The sequence below is a fragment of the Yoonia sp. genome (assembly GCF_017854415.1).
Classification (GTDB): Bacteria; Pseudomonadota; Alphaproteobacteria; order Rhodobacterales; family Rhodobacteraceae; genus Yoonia.
The window spans coordinates 1-16,503 of sequence record NZ_JAFMHR010000070.1; the positions used below are offsets into that span (position 1 = coordinate 1).

At 53.9% G+C, this 16,503-nt stretch carries 16 protein-coding genes; 9 read left to right on the forward strand and 7 right to left on the reverse strand.

The window, feature by feature from the left end:
- Nucleotides 1-478: 478 nt before the first annotated feature.
- On the reverse strand, nt 479-1,345 hold the full coding sequence (locus QZ197_RS09360; protein WP_296431642.1) for an NAD(P)H-hydrate dehydratase: 867 nt from the start codon (nt 1,343-1,345) through the stop codon (nt 479-481).
- A 97-nt stretch (nt 1,346-1,442) separates the two neighbouring features.
- A complete protein-coding gene (locus QZ197_RS09365; protein WP_296431643.1) occupies nt 1,443-2,294 on the reverse strand; it encodes a universal stress protein in 852 nt (283 codons plus the stop codon).
- Between the two features lie 215 nt (nt 2,295-2,509).
- On the opposite strand from QZ197_RS09365, the gene QZ197_RS09370 reads away from it, so the two are divergent.
- The gene (locus QZ197_RS09370) at nt 2,510-2,824 is read left to right on the forward strand and encodes a chaperone modulator CbpM (protein WP_296431644.1); all 315 of its coding nucleotides are present in this window, start codon (nt 2,510-2,512) and stop codon (nt 2,822-2,824) included.
- Between the two features lie 7 nt (nt 2,825-2,831).
- On the opposite strand, the gene QZ197_RS09375 is transcribed toward QZ197_RS09370, so the two are convergent.
- On the reverse strand, nt 2,832-3,476 hold the full coding sequence (locus tag QZ197_RS09375) for a hypothetical protein (RefSeq protein WP_296431645.1): 645 nt from the start codon (nt 3,474-3,476) through the stop codon (nt 2,832-2,834).
- 44 nt (nt 3,477-3,520) lie between these two features.
- Between QZ197_RS09375 and QZ197_RS09380 the strand changes: the two genes are divergently transcribed.
- The gene (locus QZ197_RS09380) at nt 3,521-4,285 is read left to right on the forward strand and encodes an endonuclease/exonuclease/phosphatase family protein (RefSeq protein WP_296431646.1); all 765 of its coding nucleotides are present in this window, start codon (nt 3,521-3,523) and stop codon (nt 4,283-4,285) included.
- Here the strand turns inward: QZ197_RS09380 and QZ197_RS09385 are convergent.
- Complete coding sequence (locus QZ197_RS09385) at nt 4,210-5,049, reverse strand: universal stress protein (RefSeq protein ID WP_296431647.1); 840 nt, start codon at nt 5,047-5,049, stop codon at nt 4,210-4,212. The genes QZ197_RS09380 and QZ197_RS09385 overlap by 76 nt on opposite strands.
- Nucleotides 5,050-5,185: 136 nt before the next feature.
- On the opposite strand from QZ197_RS09385, the gene QZ197_RS09390 reads away from it, so the two are divergent.
- Nucleotides 5,186-6,376 carry a hypothetical protein gene (locus tag QZ197_RS09390; RefSeq protein ID WP_296431648.1) on the forward strand — a complete coding sequence of 397 codons (1,191 nt, stop codon included), beginning with the start codon at nt 5,186-5,188 and terminating at the stop codon, nt 6,374-6,376.
- Between the two features lie 75 nt (nt 6,377-6,451).
- On the opposite strand, the gene QZ197_RS09395 is transcribed toward QZ197_RS09390, so the two are convergent.
- Nucleotides 6,452-7,123, reverse strand: a complete 672-nt coding sequence (locus tag QZ197_RS09395) for a helix-turn-helix domain-containing protein (RefSeq protein WP_296431649.1) — start codon at nt 7,121-7,123, stop codon at nt 6,452-6,454.
- 164 nt (nt 7,124-7,287) lie between these two features.
- Between QZ197_RS09395 and QZ197_RS09400 the strand changes: the two genes are divergently transcribed.
- Together QZ197_RS09400 and QZ197_RS09405 are read left to right on the forward strand one after the other, a co-directional pair.
- Nucleotides 7,288-8,064: a response regulator gene (locus tag QZ197_RS09400; protein WP_296431650.1), complete on the forward strand. Its 777-nt coding sequence runs from the start codon at nt 7,288-7,290 to the stop codon at nt 8,062-8,064.
- A 119-nt stretch (nt 8,065-8,183) separates the two neighbouring features.
- Entirely contained in the window at nt 8,184-8,621 is a 438-nt protein-coding gene (locus tag QZ197_RS09405) for a host attachment protein (protein WP_296431651.1), read from the forward strand.
- A 22-nt stretch (nt 8,622-8,643) separates the two neighbouring features.
- Here the strand turns inward: QZ197_RS09405 and QZ197_RS09410 are convergent, their stop codons facing one another.
- On the reverse strand, nt 8,644-9,357 hold the full coding sequence (locus tag QZ197_RS09410; protein ID WP_296431652.1) for a VIT1/CCC1 transporter family protein: 714 nt from the start codon (nt 9,355-9,357) through the stop codon (nt 8,644-8,646).
- Nucleotides 9,347-11,968: a cation-transporting P-type ATPase gene (locus QZ197_RS09415; RefSeq protein ID WP_296431654.1), complete on the reverse strand. Its 2,622-nt coding sequence runs from the start codon at nt 11,966-11,968 to the stop codon at nt 9,347-9,349. Before QZ197_RS09415 ends, QZ197_RS09410 begins: the two co-directional genes overlap by 11 nt.
- 62 nt (nt 11,969-12,030) lie before the next feature.
- Here QZ197_RS09415 and QZ197_RS09420 point away from each other — a divergent pair, with 62 nt between their 5' ends.
- The 4 genes from QZ197_RS09420 (at nt 12,031) to QZ197_RS09435 (ending at nt 16,354) form a co-directional block, all read left to right on the forward strand.
- A complete protein-coding gene (locus tag QZ197_RS09420; RefSeq protein ID WP_296431655.1) occupies nt 12,031-12,393 on the forward strand; it encodes a phasin family protein in 363 nt (120 codons plus the stop codon).
- A gap of 127 nt (nt 12,394-12,520) precedes the next feature.
- Entirely contained in the window at nt 12,521-12,841 is a 321-nt protein-coding gene (locus tag QZ197_RS09425) for a hypothetical protein (RefSeq protein ID WP_296431656.1), read from the forward strand.
- Nucleotides 12,842-13,167: 326 nt separating this feature from the next.
- Entirely contained in the window at nt 13,168-15,642 is a 2,475-nt protein-coding gene (locus QZ197_RS09430) for a calcium-binding protein (protein ID WP_296431657.1), read from the forward strand.
- Between the two features lie 106 nt (nt 15,643-15,748).
- Nucleotides 15,749-16,354: a hypothetical protein gene (locus QZ197_RS09435; RefSeq protein ID WP_296431658.1), complete on the forward strand. Its 606-nt coding sequence runs from the start codon at nt 15,749-15,751 to the stop codon at nt 16,352-16,354.
- The last annotated feature ends 149 nt before the right edge of the window (nt 16,355-16,503 follow it).

Below are 16,503 nucleotides of genomic sequence, written 5' to 3' on the forward strand. Positions count from 1 at the left end.
GCGATGTGTTGCGGTGAGTACAAGACCAACTCCTTGACTTGGCGTTTTGAAAGTATCCTCATCATGTTCTCACCAAGATAGAATAGCATCGTGATGCTCGGTTTTCGGCCAGGTCCCAGAGGGATGTTCAGCTTAGGGAAGTTAGCAATCCGATCAAGGAAACTTACGCGCAATTTTGGTGCACGCAATATGATATCGCATGTTCTAAATGGCAAAAAAATGCTGCTCTTATTAGTCCTCTTTCTACACCCGAACCTGGTAATAACTGGCCATCTGGGGGTATCCTGCAAAACCACACGGACACTAAACGTTTGATTCCAAATAGTTATGTCCGAAAATATGGTCCTCTCCTGTCACCATCATACCATCGCAAGTTCTTCATCTTTCAAAAGGCATCGCGTGTCGTTTGGTCTCGCACTTCCAAGCGCCCTTTCATTTGTCGGGATACACCCTTGCTTTGTCACGGTATGTTCTGTGACTAACTACTGAACAATCCTGAAAAAACACGTGGCAATGCCTCTGGGATATCTTCTGCGATCAAGCCTGGACCGACAACTTCGGCACATCTTAGATGCAGGTTTGCGCCCAAAGCTGCGGCATCAAATGCATCAAAGCCGCGCGCCATTAGGCCGGTAATGAAACCGGATAGAACGTCACCAGATCCTGCCGTCGCAAGCCAAGCCGTGTTTTGAAACGCACGTGATTTCACGACTGCGCAGTCGCCATTTGGACGTGCTATGATTGTCTCCGGGCCTTTAAAAAGTATGCAGCAATTCATCGCATCTGCCGCGATCTTGGCAAGTGACATGCGGCAACTTGTTTTGTCGAATGCTGCAGGAATGAGGCGACGCAATTCGCCTTCATGTGGCGTCATGACAACTTGGTCGTGAATGCATGCGTTGATCAGATCCGGGTCTTGCGCAATCAGGGTGATTGCATCCGCATCAATGCAAAGCGGCACTGCGAGTGACAGGGTTTCCGCCAGTTTCCGGCGGCTTTGATCGCAGAGCCCGAGGTTCGGGCCAATGCAAACAGCTGACGGATTGAGCGCAGAGAGTTTATCGCGGAAATCTGCGCCTTCTTCATATGTCTTCACCATGATCGCGTCCAAACGGGCGGACTGCTCGGCGCGGCTATCAAGCGCACAGAAGACACTAACAAGCCCCGCACCAATCCTAAGCGCACCGCGCGCCGCCAAGCGCGCAGCACCGCCTTGCCCCGGTGGACCCGATACAATGACCGCGTGCCCAAAGTCGTATTTGTGCCGGTCACCAGATTTCTTCAGCATCTCCAGATGTTGCGCTGTCAGGGCATATTCTGCGGCGTTTACCCTATCTTGGTTCATGCTAAATCCGTCATCCAAAGCTACCGCGATCCAGCCAATGTTACCAAGGCTATCCAGAACAGCAAAACAACGGGTCTAACACAACAAGCCAGCAACGCTAATGGGTCATCAAGACAGCGATATCGCGTTGGTTCAGCATATGTTGGGTTGTTCCACCAAAAATCCACTCGTTCCAGCGGTTGCGACCATATGCGCCCATAACAACCAAATCGGCAGTGCATTCGTGGGCCCGTTCAATAATCGCGTCGGCGACGTTTTTGCGCCCGGTCGCGTATTCCTGCACGGTAACCTTACAGCCATGATGGCTTAGCCAAGTTGCCAAATCAGCACCGGGGTTATCGCCATCTGCCCATTTGGACGGGTCAGCGTCAAAGCATGCGATCGTAACTTCTTTGGCGGCTTTTAGGATTGGCAAAGCTGCATGGACGGCGCGTGCGGCTGGCAAGCTGCTGTTCCATGCAATGAATACATTCTCGGCAGCAAGTGCTTTGCCAGCTTTGTCTACGTTAAGCATGACCGGCGCGGGGGCTTCGTACAACAAACCATAGAGGATATTATTAAAGGCAGTCTCGTTATCGCGCAGGCTGTTTTGCACGACACACATATCAGCAAACACGGCACGGATCGCGACCAAATCGTGCAAGGCCGCGGGTTCGACGCACAATGTGCTGACCTCGCCGGTAATCCCCTCGTTTTGAAGGTATTCGCGCGTGTCAGCCTGTTTGACGGCCAGTACTTCTGCCATCTCGTTGCGTTGCCCCAACCAGCCTTCGGGGATGATGGGCGCAGCATATGGGGCCGCCCCGATCGAATAGACCATAATCGGCACTGGCCCGATATGCATCACACTTAGACGCCCGTTTTGCACCCGGGCGGCATCCACCAGCGGGGCGAGGTCGGCACGCGTACCGTCTGGGCCCTGTAGGGCAAGAAATGTATAATTATTCATGAGATACCTCTTGTGTCATTCGCCCTTAGTCTAGGAGCAACCGGGGATACCGGGATTGAGATTAGTCAATCGGCTGTCGCTCGTCGCAGCTAGTGTAATTTGAAATGAGACAAGGCGACGCGATGGTTGACATAGCCCATCATCAGGTACGCGGAATACCGCTAAATTCCTGCGAACGGCAGCGCGTCCCCCAATCCAGACGAGGAATATCAGTCATGAAAAAAGCAACGCGCCATGGCTCCAGAGTTGACTTGGTTGAAACACTATCCCTTTCAGAGCTAACGATGTTTTGCGATACAAACGCACAATGGGTCATATCGTTAGTCGAACACGGGGTCGTCACACCGATCACACAAACGGCGCCTGAATGGGAATTCACAGCACCCCACATCGCCCGTGCCCGCAAAGCATCAAGGTTGATGCGTGATCTAGGCCTAAACTTCAAAGGTGTGGCGCTCGTATTGAACCTGATTGAAGAGCGCGATGCCCTTGCCCACAAGCTAGCCATGCTTGAAGCATCCCGACCCTAAGCCACACTTACTTGTGCTTGCGAAACAGCCGCTTGTTAAGGGTGACAAACTGGCGAATTGGCCACGTCCAGAACGACGGATCCTTTGCGCGCAAATACACATAGCCCAACCAGCTTGCAAACGCCGCACCTATGACGTCAACGATCAGATCCCCCATCGTATCAAGAAGCCCTGATTTCTGCATGTTGAAGCCAAACCACGTGTCCATCAGAAATTCAAAGATTTCCCAACATGCCCCAACCGTGACGGCCAACCCGAACGCCATCAGGCACATCGCCCAAGGCGGAGCGGCAAAGCGGTCGCCTTCAAACATCATCAGTACAAAGACAAACCCGATTAATCCGAACCCGATTGCCGATGATGCATGCAAGGCAATATCCCACCACCAAACGCGCTCATAGAAATCAAATGCTTCACCCATAAAAATTGACGCAATCACGAAAATGGTGATTGCCGCCACAAAGGGTAGGGGAAGCGTGATATCAAAGCGGCTGGCCAGAAACAGTGGCGCAAACGACAGTCCCAATGCGGCAATTGCCACAAACGTCAACGACCAGCGCCCGTCAAATGCGGCGGCGATAGCAGACAAAATCAGCAACGCCCAAAGGCCTCGTACAAAGTACCCTTGTTGACGAAGTTGCGCGAATTTCATGTGGGGACCCTATTTTTAAGGCTTCAAGTACCTATATGACGGTCATGGCCTTCGCAATCAAGCACCCACACCTGCGCATCGCAAGCTATAACATTCGCAAGGCACGCGGCCTTGACGGTCGTCGCGATGCGGGCCGCGTTGTTGATGTCATCAACAGACTGGACGCCGATGTCGTTGCCTTGCAAGAGGTGGACATGCGCTTGGGAAACCGTCCGACAGCTATTCCCAATGATCTGATCGCAAGAGCGACGGATTTTGACGTGATGCCGCTGGCGGTGAACGATGTCAGTTTGGGGTGGCACGGGAACGCGGTGCTTGTGCGGCGCGGCGTTGGTGTCGCTGGGGTCAGCCGGATTTCCCTGCCAGGCGCGGAACCCCGCGGTGCGGTTGCGGTACACTTGGAAGATGGCCTGACTGTAATAGGTGTGCATCTGGGACTTTTGCGCAGCTCGCGCCGCAAGCAATTGGCAGAAATTGCATCACAGTTTGGCGCATCAGAGCGTGTCGTAATCATCGGGGACATGAACGAATGGGCACCCAAACGCGGGTTTGAAGCTTTGCAAGACGGCTTTTGCTTGCACACACCCGGTCGCAGTTTTCACGCACGCCGTCCGATTGCGGCTTTAGACCGCGTGGCCTTGTCCCACAACCTGCATCTTGTGGATGCAGGGGTGGAACAAGGCACAATGGCAAAACGCGCATCAGACCATCTGCCTATTTGGGCAGACGTGGCCTACTTGGAAAACAGAACCGGCAGTTTTGCGTCATTCAGTAACGCTCTGGTGGCTGCACCAATCACAAAATCATAGGTCCTCGAATGCCCGAAGGCACCAGAGACAAGCATGTCAGCGCCATATTCGAATGCTTCGTGCATTAGAACATCCGCGACCTTGTCCCCGTCTTTTTCGCGGTGCACGACTTCGACCTGCGGGCCGTGGCGCGCAAGCGCTGCTGCAAGATCATTCGCACTGTAATCGGCCAATGTATCGGCGGGGGCGTTGCCAATGCGCAAGACTCTGACTTTGGCGTCTGGATTAACGACGTTGAGCATATCATGCACGGCTCTGGTAGCTTCGCGCGTTTCGCTCCAGCCCAGAACAACAGTTTCGCCAAGCGTTTCTGCGACGAAATCGAATGGGATCACCAAAACCGGACGGCCGCATTCCTTGATCACGCGTTCTTGCAGGTTGTTGATCAATGGACGGTCTTCGCCGTCATCCCGTTGTGGCATCACAACCAGATCAGTGCTGCGCGCGCATGCGATGATGCTATCGGCCAGAAATCCGCTGTCACTATTCATCAAGCGCCACTCATGTGGAAAATCCTCTGCCTTGGCGTGCGCATCAAAGATCACTTTGATTTCTTTTGCGTGGGCCTTCTGGCTTGCCGCAAAGTCCTGAAACGTCGTTTCAGGGATGTGCATGGCAATGTCAGGATAAATCACCAGCGATTCCGTGACATACAGTCCGATCACATGTGCGTTGTCACGCCGAGCCAGGACCGAAGCTGATTTTAGCAGGCTCGGTGCTGAAGCGGCACTTGTCAAACAGACGAGAATGGTGCGCAGGGTCATAATTAGTACTCCAATTATTGTGGTGTCGCTTTGTGTCTAGCGCGCGTTCGCCGGGGTGGTTTTGATATTGCTCAATCGCGGTGTTGGCGTGCGCATTACAAAGGGCCGCAACATGATCTTTGTAAGGAAACAGCACATGCGACATCTTTTGATCTCGACGCTCACCTGTCTGACGCTTTCGACGGTGCCCATATCGGCAGAACAAGTGTCTCGCGTTCACGGCGGTGATACCTATACCGCAGGCGAAGCCGTTACAGAAACGCTCGCTGCCACTGGCGACGTTTTTGCGGCGGGCAGCGTGGTGACAACCAGCGGCACGACCAGCGGCGATATTCACGCAGCTGGATATGACGTCAACATCACCACCCAAACCGGCGGCGATGTCTATGCCGCGGGCAGTTCAGTGACGGTTGGCGCGACTGTCGGCCAAGATACGACCGCCGCAGGTTTCAGTGTGCGCAGCACCGCAAATGCGATTACCCAAGGCAATTTGCGTTTCTTTGGTCGCACGCTAACCATTGATGGGCCAGTTGTCGGGGCGTTAACGGCCTTCGGCGGCACAGTTCATCTGAACGCACCCATTTCTGGCGACGCTTGGATCGTTGCCGAAACAGTGACGTTCGGTCCAGAGGCGCGGATTGATGGCAATCTGACCCTGTCGGCTGATGACGACGTTGCGGTTCCGGCCCGCGTGATACCCGCCGCGCGGATCACGTTAGAGGACTGGGACAGCGGCGAGCTATACCGCGAGTTTGACCGCAGCTGGGACAGTGTTGACATGCCGATGCTGCCTGTTTGGCTGTCGATGTTTTCGGCATTTCTGATTTCGGCGATTTTCCTGTTGGTGCTTGCTGCGATCCTTTTGACATTCGCACCCAAGCGGGTCGATAAGCTGCGCCTGCGGGTCATTCGCCAGCCACTACAGTCGTTTTTGTTGGGCATTTTCGGGCTTTCTGCCCTGTTCGGGATGGTTCCGGTGACGGCACTTACGATCATTGGGCTGCCGTTTGTCCCATTTGCCTTGTTGCTCATTCTGGTGGCTTGGACGCTGGGCTATCTTTTGGCTGCATACGCAATTGCACGACGTGTTCTGTTGGCTTTTGACGGGCCAGAGGACCCATCCATGGCCCTGAAACTGCTGACTGTCGCTATTGCAATTATAGTTGTCGCCGTCCTGAACTTTATTCCGTTCATCGGCTGGGTCGTGAACTATACGCTGGTCTTGCTTGGGGTAGGTGCGATGACTGGCGGGACACTGGCACTGATCGTTCCTGACCCTGATCCTGCTTTGGAACTTGATATGCGCACCCCATCCACAGACGATTGATGGGCCGCAGAAACAAAAATGCGCGAGGTGTCAGTCTAGGACTGACCACCTCGCGCAGTGGGGGGGGGAACTTGGTTAGTCGGCGCCTTCCGCAATACTGCGCAAAGCGGTGGGTTTAAGGATGACGACCGTATTGATGTGATCAATTGCGATGATCTGGGACTTGCGTAACTGTGTAAAAGTCCGGCTGACCGTCTCGGTTGTTAGCCCAAGAAAGTCGGCGATATCACCGCGCGTCATTGGCAAGTTGACCTGATCAAAATCGCCCAAAGGGGCGCCGACCCGATCGGTAAGAACCAGCAAGAAAGAAGCTAGCTTTTCAACCGATGACTTTCTGCCCAGCATCATGAAATGATCTTGCATGCCGCTGATTTCACGCAAAGCGGCCCGCAGCAGGCGCTGATGCAAGGCCGCGTCGCCTTTGGCGGTTTCAAGATCAGCGCGCCGATGCACGATAAGCGTCGACGGCACCAGTGCATCGCAATCGGTGTGATAGCGGCCGTCGCTGGGAAACCCGACTGTATCCCCTGGATAGCCAAAGGCGATCACCTGCCGCCGCCCGTCTTCCATGATCCGTGTCAGGCGCAATACACCTGTTGCCACCTCGTAAATCTTGTCTGCGGCGTCGCCTTCAAGAAAAAGGTGTTTCCCTGGTTTGATGGTCAACGTTCTTTGGCGTGCGATACGCGGACGCAAAGGCGGAATACTCCGGGTCTGCATCAAGGGGAGTGTTGCGGTGACATACATGGCAGCTTCCTTTCATACGGTTGAAAAGAAACTGGGAGCGCCTTGTAACAAGGGAGTTGCTTTATACGTATTCAAATGTATCAATTTGTATCAAGCAGCGTTGTCTGGTAGGATTTGCACTCTAGAAAACCCAAGTTGTTTCTAGAAAATCGGTGGGTTACTTCATGAAAAACTCTAAAATCTTGATCATAGATGACGATCCAAAGATCAGAACTTTATTGCGCCGCTTCATTGAAGGCGCAGGTGGTAGTGTGCGCGAAGCTGGCGATAAACGAAGCGCATTGAACGTTCTTGAAAGCGAATCGGTTGATTTAATAACACTTGATTTGGACCTTGGTCGGGATGACGGCCTTGATATTGCGCGGGCGATCAGAGCGACATCCAAAGTGCCGATCATCATGATCACGGCCAAAGATGACGTAATTGACCGGGTTGTCGGGCTCGAGATCGGTGCGGATGATTACATCACAAAGCCATTTCATTTGCGCGAAGTTGTGGCCCGGATCAATTCGGTTCTGCGCCGCACCCGCGATCAGGCGGACCCCAAACCGACCCCCACCACAAGCCGGACATGGCAATTCGACGGGATGTCAGCCGTTCCGGAGCAAATGTTATTACGGGATCGCGACGGCAATCAGGTCGAACTGACGAGCGGTGAATTCAAATTGCTTGAGGTGTTTTTGACCCGCCCCAAAAGGGTGCTATCGCGCGAACAGCTTATGGATTTGATCGGTGGTCATAGATACGCACCACTGGACCGGACGATCGACAACCAGATTGCCCGCCTGCGTAAAAAGATCGAACGCTATCCATCGGAACCCAAGCTGATTTCGACAATCAGGGGCATCGGGTATTCGTTCACATGTGATGTGCACGATTTGGCGGCTCAATCTTCGTCCCAAAGTGCTGATAGGAAATTGGCAAGGTCAGACAGCCAATAAGCCTTGCGCACAGAACGTCCCACGTTCTTCGACGTGACACAGCGCTACCATTGAGAAAAATCAAACAACCATGCGCGGTCTTTGCTTAGAGCAGTACTTAAGCCAGCAGGAGCACCCACATGAAACCGAATAAAACTTGGATTGTATTAGCCGATGCCCAATCTGTCCGGATTGTCGTTAATGATGGTCCCAACAAAGGCGTCTACGGACAAAGCGCCCAAGGACTACATGCCCCGCCCTTATCGGAATTGTCGGACGCCCCAGGCATGACCTATGCCCCCGCCGGTCCCAATCGTGGCGGGATAACTGAACCCGATCTAAAAGCGCAGGCAACCCGCGCATTTGCTGAAAAAATCGTGGATTTTCTGGATGCGGCAAGGGCCGCTGATACATTCCAGCAGTTCATACTGATTGCCCCACCGGCTATGTTGGGGGTTTTGCGTGACCAGCTAACGCCAGCGCTGCGCAAAGTGTTGCGCGCCGACATCCCCAAGGATTTAACGCATCTACCGCTTGACCAATTGCCAGCACATCTAGGTGATGTTCTGGCGGTTTAGCAGATCATTTGGTGATCGCGTGCTAGGGATGAAACAGCCGACCGACGGCAAAAGCGAGGCTGGCAGCGACGCCACCAATCAACAGCGTCTCAATTCCCGATCGCCACCAAGGGATCAAAGACCACTGTGACTTGATTGTGCCGATCCCAAAGAATGTCAGTCCAGAGATTACGATCGACCATGAAAATGCGGGTGCCAGCCCTATCAGGTAGGGCAAAAGCGGCAACAGCCCTGCGGCTACGAATGCCGCAAAGATCACAATCGCTGCGCGAATGGGACGTGCATCCACGGGGGGCAGCCCGTATTCCTCAGTCAACATCAGTGAAATCCACTGATCTTTATCCTCGCTGATCATATTGCGCGCCTCTTGCCGCACCTGACCGCGTAGCCCCTTGCGCGCAAGGATTTGGTCAAGCTCGTCCAATTCACCTTGCCGGTTTTCGCGAATGTGGCGTTCTTCGACATCCCAAAGCCTGCGACGGTCATCCGCCACAGCCTTGGTGCCAGCATAATTACCTGCGGCCATTGAAAACCCGTCAGCCAACACATTGGCGAGACCAAGTGCGACAATGACCCCTGCAGAAAGCCCCGCACCTTGCACACCTGCGACAATAGCAAAGGTTGTCACGGTCCCATCAATTCCGCCAAAGATTGCGTCGCGCAACCGTTCACTGCCTGATTGCTGATCAAGACGTGCCGCGATTTCATCCGGTGCGTGCCCATGTTCAAGTGTCATTGGAGTTCCTTTTCATAGATATGGCTTTGTACAGCTCGGGCACGATGATCAGCGGCAGTGTGAAAAGACCAATCATCTGCCAATGGCCCACGCCGAGTGGTGTAGTGTGCAGCAGTGCTTGCAACGGTGCCCAGTATACCGCGGCCACCTGCGCGCCCAATGAGATCGCAAGTGCGACCAGCAGAAATGGGTTGCTGGTCCAACCAATATGGCTGCAAGGCGCGCGTAATGACCTAAACGCAAAGACGCTGGATTTCTCAAACACCACCATCGCCGAGAAGGCCGCTGTGCGCGCAAGCGTTTCATCTACGGGTAGCAAACTCCAAAATATCCACAAGCTGGACAGGCCGGTATACAGGCCAAAGACTGCGATTAACGCGACACCCGACCAGCCAAGGATCGGGGTGTCGATCGCCCGTGGCGGTTCTTCCATCTGACCGGCTTCTGGTTTTTCCATCCCAAGAGCCACAGCCGTCAAGCCGTCGGTTACCAGGTTCATCCACAAGATCTGGGTGGCCAAAAAGATAAGAGGACCACCAACGATAATGTTGCACAAAATGGCAACCACCTCGCCCGCGTTAGACGACAACAGGTAGCGCACGAATTTACGCAAATTATCAAACTGCCGCCGCCCTTCGCGGATCGCGGTGATGATAGTGGCAAAGTTATCATCCAAGAGAACCAGATCAGCGGCATCCTTGGCCACATCGGTTCCTCTGATCCCCATCGCGATCCCGATATCGGCCTGTTCCAACGCGGGTGCGTCATTCACCCCGTCACCCGTCATTGCCACAATCTGCCCTTTGCCCTGCAACAAGGCGACAATGCGCATCTTGTCGGCAGGTTGTGCGCGCGCGATCAGCATATCCCGGTCCAAAGCGTGCGACAGTTCTGTGTCGGATCGCACAGCCAGTTCATCGTGGGTCATTACTGTTTCGGGGTGCAGACCAATCGCACTGGCAATGGCCTGTGCGGTGACAGGGCTATCACCAGTGATCATAATGATCCGCATGCCTGCAGCATGCGCAAGCGCGATTGCAGCGGGCACCTCGGGACGCAGCGGGTCGATGATGCCCACAAGCCCCAAAAACACCAAAGCGTCTTCGTTCAGCGTTTCCCCCGACGCCGGAGATGCAGCCAGAGCAATCACACGGTGCCCATGTGCAGCCATGTCGGAGTAAGCCGCCGCAATTAATGCGCGTCCTTCTTCGGTCAGCGGTTCCGGGCCATCAGGGCCTTGGATCGCTGTGCAAAGTTCACGCAACCGTTCTGGTGCGCCCTTGGTTAGTACCTTTGGGCCTTGGGGAGTGTCGCGCAGAATGCTCATTCTTTTGCGTTCGCTGTTAAAAGGCAATTCAGCGATGATACCTTGAGTGTCCGGCAGAGCGGCCCAGCCTTTGTAGGCAAGGGTCAGCAATGCGCCTTCGGTCGGACTGCCGATCATCGACCAGCCCTGTGGATTATGTTGCAAGGTCGCGTGATTGCAGCCCGCGCAAACCTCAAGCAAGGCGGCAAGCTCCGGATCATTGGACGCGCGATGTTTTTTGCTATTGCGTGCAATGTGGCCAGACGGATCATAGCCCGTGCCAGTCACCAGATAGCTGCCCTGCGGGGTCCATATTTGGGTCGCCGTCATTTTGTTTTCAGTCAGCGTGCCGGTCTTGTCTGTACAAATCACAGATGCGGCGCCCAGCGTTTCGACCGCTTGCAGCCTGCGTGTCAGCGCATTTTTTTTGACCAAAGCGGCAGCGCCCAGCGCGATGGTAACTGTGACGACAGCCGGTAACCCCTCTGGTACCATAGCGACCGCCAAAGATATCGCGGTCATGAAGATTTCTGATACCGAACGTCCGCTCAACACACCAACCACCAAGATCAATGCGGCGACGGTCAAGGCAACAAGCCCAAGTTGCGCAGCAAGTCGACGCAGTTGGTTTTGCAGGTGGGTCGGACGATGCGCAACCGAACTGGTTAGCGTTGCGATTTGCCCAAAGCGGGTTTGGGTCCCGATCGCATTAACCCGCCCCATACCGCGCCCTTCAACGATATTGGTGCCCATGAAAAGCACAGACGCAGTACCATCTTTTGCGACTGGCATTGATTCGCCTGTCAGGGCGCTTTCATCGGCTGACAACGTCGTCTGTTCAATCACATCGGCATCTGCAGGTACACGGTCGCCTGCTGCCACTATTATGATATCGCCGGGCACCAGATCACGCGCGGCGATGACCATTTGCCGCCCATCGCGCAATACAGTCGCCTGTGGAGACAACATACTGCGCAACGATTGCAGCGCGTTCTCTGCGCGCCATTCTTGTACAAAGCCCAAGACGCCGTTCAGCAAAATCACGATACCGATCGCAATTGTATCAATGCGTTCGCCCGCGACAAAAGCAATCGTGGCGGCCAAAATCAAAATGACCACCAGCACATTACTAAACTGCCGCAGCAAGATCCGCACAGGCGACGGCCCCGCCACCTGCGGCAGCGTGTTCCATCCGTGCGTTTCATGCAGCGCCAATGCCTGCTTGTGCGTCAGACCTTTGGTCAAGTCAGTTTCCATAACACCGCAATCGACCATTTGCGCATGAGCGGCCTTGATAGATGTCAATTCCAGGTTGGCTGCTGCGGCTAAAATACCCCTGAAACAATCATGGATGAAGGGAGCCGATCATGGCCAAAAAGACGTCAGAAACACAAACGACTGATAGTGCCACTGGTGCAAGCGAAGCTGTCATGCGTCAACTTGATGATGCCGGACTTGGGTCGTTGCGCTGGATGGGTACCGCATGGTTCGAAGCAGTGGCGGATATGAACAGCGAAGTCGTCAGCTTTGTTGCGGACCGCATCAAAGAGGACGTCAAAACGCAGCATGCTTTATTGCATTGCAGCGACGCTGAAGAACTTCAGAAAGCGCAGTTCGATTTCATCGAAAAGGCATTTGAGCAGTACACCGCAGAGACTGGCAAGCTGATCAAAATGGGCATGGATATGCTGCCCACTTCTCTAGCGGGAACGAAGCACACCCCGCTGTAACAATTCGAGAAAACCACTTTTCATAAGGGAAAACGAAATGAAACGAACAACCATTTTTAGTATGCTTTGCGTTGGATCTGCTTTGGCGTTGAGTGGGTGTGCAACCCAACCTCCAACTCAGCCAATTGTGATCTACGCAGAGCCTGTCTTTGACAAATTCGGCAATCCATCGTGCCGCCCGGCTGATGTTCCCATTGGTGGGGCATACACTCAAGAGTTGCCACTTTGTGCGGTTATCGGTGGGGCCACGCCTGTCACCGGCATTTATGTGCCGGACACTGACGGCATGACGTCTGATGGCCAGGCTGCAACCGGAACCGTGACGGACACGGGCGATACTGATCCTGGCGATACAGACCCGGGCGACGACGATACCCAAGGCGACGGTCAAAACCAGAACCAGAACAACAACCAGAATCGCAACCAGAACCGAAATACCAACGGCTAGTATTGTTGCGCCAGCTTTGCCCGAGCGCTTGATTTGCCTCGGGCAAAGCCACGATCAGGGCCCGAATAAAGAATTTCTTTTATGAGATGTATCGCGCTTTGACAAAAATCAATCACCCGCTTTTCCAACGAACCTAACCTCAATCACAGAAGAGGAAACGTTGGTCTGCCGTCTTGGGGAAGCGTTGTCTGTCTAGAAAAATCGAGTGGATATCGCAGGGCATTGATTTGTCCAAATGTGCAGGGGCTTGGTGACCGCTTAGCAATCACCACTGCACACAGCACAGCCACTCATCCTTTTAACCACTACCTGCGAGGGAACAAAAAATGGCCTTTGAATATGATTTTGATGCGGATCCAAACTTTCCAGATCCAATAACGGTCGTCGCTCCGACTTTCACCAGCTCTCATACCTTTAGCGTTGATGATATCACCGTCACGTTTGGCGGTATGACGATTGGCTCAATGGAAGATTCCTCATCCGTCTATGATGAGTCGGGTCTCAATGGCACCAAGAATGCTGACGGAGTGACCTTGTATCCGATCGATAGTGAATTCGGGTTCTACGTCTCGGATTTCGAAAACGCCGATCAGAAAGAACTAGATGGCGATTACGCCGAAGGTTGGGCGGGCAACAAGATCGACGGCGACGAGGTCATCGGTCTGGTGATTTCGGATTCGCCCACGGAAACATTCAAGACGCCTGCCGTCTTTGGCACGTGGCTGGCCGGTCTTGGCGGTTCAACCGTAAAGGCCAGCACCGAACATTACGTCACCATGCAAAATGTTCTGTCGGATCAGGTCATGCCCGGTTTTGACGCAAATAATGACGGCGATTATGACGATGACGGCGATATTATTCCGCTGGCAGCCGATGGCACACCCGCGCTTTATCCGCTTGATAACAACTTGTTTGTTGTTGGTGGTTACTACGACGGTGTTGCCGTGCGCGACGTCATTACTCAACTTGAAGGGCTCACAGACGGCGCAGGCGATATCAACGGCGACGGCGTCATTGACATCAAAGACGTGTTGCAACCCAACGAGACAGAGATTGACGAAAACATCGCCGTAAGCACCGATTATTCGGTCACGCTCAAGGACGATGGCAAGCTGCTATACCGCTGGGGCAACACGATCAAAAAGCCCAATGACGTCCGTGTGGAAGCCACGCTTGATCTACCCGACGAGTGGAGCGCATTTGAGGACGTGGACACTCTGGTTGGCACCGACGAAACAGAATTGCGCAAGTTGTTCCAGATCACGGCGGCCGAACTGGTGGTCCTTCACACCTTAACCAACAACCCCAATGATCAAATCCGGCCTGAAGATTACGAGAACGAGGCCGCGATTGGGACATTGCCGACTTATAAGATCACTACAGACTATAATGACGAGCCCGGCCGCACGGTTTGGGAAACAACTCTACCCTACTATGCTGGTGACGGAACGCTCTATCCTGCGGGCACAATCCTGAAGGATTCAAAACTGGCCGATGAGTGGGCCGCGAGCGACATGGGTGAGATAGGCGCGTCTGACGGCGCCGAGGGCTTTACCGTTGCGTGGTATACAACCATGGATCGCGAGCCGTTTCAGGCCGATACGGACCCACTTACAGATGGCGATTCCGGCCCACGCTGGCGTCTACAGCCTGACAAATACGGTCAGGACTTACCATCAGTCGTCATCCCCTTGGACCCTAGCGATGTTCCACCACCAACCAAAGACGAAGTGAAATACGAGGTTGGGGACGACACGCAGACAGTCATCAATTTGCTCGACTGGGGTACTGAAGTATCACCACTGTCGATCAGCGCTGGCTGGCAGAACAAGTCTGGCGATGTGTCCGAGAACGGGGTGAATTACTCCAATGACTTCGATATGGCCGTTTATATTAAGGGCGACATCAAGCCTGCGACGATCTACAGCACTGAACTGCTGATGAACTACGAAGAAATTCCATTCATTGCACGTGGTGAAGCGTTCGTCGGTACAACCGGTTCTGACTATTTGGTTGGTCTTGGCGACAACACGCTGACCGGTGGCGATGGCGGTGATCTGTTCGTGGTCAGCTATGGTTCGTCCAATGGCGGCGCGCTTACCAGCAGCACAATCATCGACTTTACAGTTGGGCTGGATACGTTGGGCCTGATCGGGCTGGGCGTGAACGACACCACCTTTGATGAGACCGTTTTACAAGAAGTGGTTAATGGCAATCTTGTGATTTCTGTCGACCGCGATGGTGCCGACACTGCAGAGGGCTTTGTGCAGGTCGCTGTCCTTGAAGGCGTGACCGAGGAACTGGACATCGAAGGTGATATCCTTGCCCTAACCCCAGGGGCCGAAGAAGACAATGACGATCCCGATGAACCGCCGGTCGAGCCCGAAATCAACGTAGTTTCAGGCACACCAGATGCCGACATCTTGGTTGGAACCGCTGATAGCGATTACATTATGGGACTTGCCGGCAACGATTACCTTTACGGCCTTGAAAGCGATGACGTGCTGGACGGTGGCGCCGGATACGACCGGCTCTTTGGTGGCACTGGTGCGGACGAATTCGTCCTTGCCGTCGGCGGGTCCAGAGACTTCGTCTATGACTTCGAAGACGGTGTCGACGTCATCGCACTTGACGGGATGTCCTACGAAGATCTGACCTTCGCCGACTATCGTGGCAGCAGTTCGGTTCAGATCAGTTTCGGCAGCGATAGCCTGATTTTGCGCGGCGTCACCCAAGCTGAGATCGATCAAAACGACTTTATCGACTTCATCGATCCAATCGAACCTATGGCCGTGGCGTAGGTCATCCTCAACTGAACCCAACGTTTGTGGCGGTCGTCAATCAGTCGGCTTTTTGCACGGCACTGGCAGACCGCCGCAACAGACACGCATTAAGGAGAACAAGAAAATGACTTATCCACTTATGCACGTAGCACTAGCCGGGGCGATTGCGCTGGCTGCTGGCTGCGCCAGCAATGACAACGATGACTCCGGTACCAACGTACCCAAGAGTTTCGCGACCTTGAGTGCCGAGGCCACAGCAATGGCAGATACTATAGTGAACCTTGATACTGGCGAGTCGCTTGCGGATGAACGCGACGATTTGCCAGACGACGCCACGGCGCAATACACAGGGTATGTTGGCGGTCTTTTGGATGGCGACGGTTTCATTGGCGAGTTAACGCTCAATGTAGACTTTGATCCCGACGATAACGGAGCTATCACCGGGAGTGCCACAGGTTTTCAGCACGAAACAAAAGGTGCCTATACGGGTCTACTCACCTTGAATGGAGGCACAATTCTGCCTGATGCAGGTCTTGATCCTAATGACGACGTAATTGCGGGCGAACTTATCGGCACACTGAACAATGGTGGAAACGACTATGCCACAGATATTCAGCTGGACGGTTCTTTCTTCGGCGGTGTTGCTGCTGATGTGCCGACCGAAGTCGGTGGCTACGCTGGCGGAAACGTAGGCGCTGACAACTTTGTTGGCGGTTTCATCGCCAACTAGTACCTACAACTTAGATATAGCGCCGCCGCTGTCGCCCAGTGGCGGCGCTATTATATCGCCTATTTTTTCGACCACACCTTCCCTAGTTCGACATAACTGATTTGCGTCCCCGAGCGGAGTACCTCGCATGACCAATATCCTGACTTGGC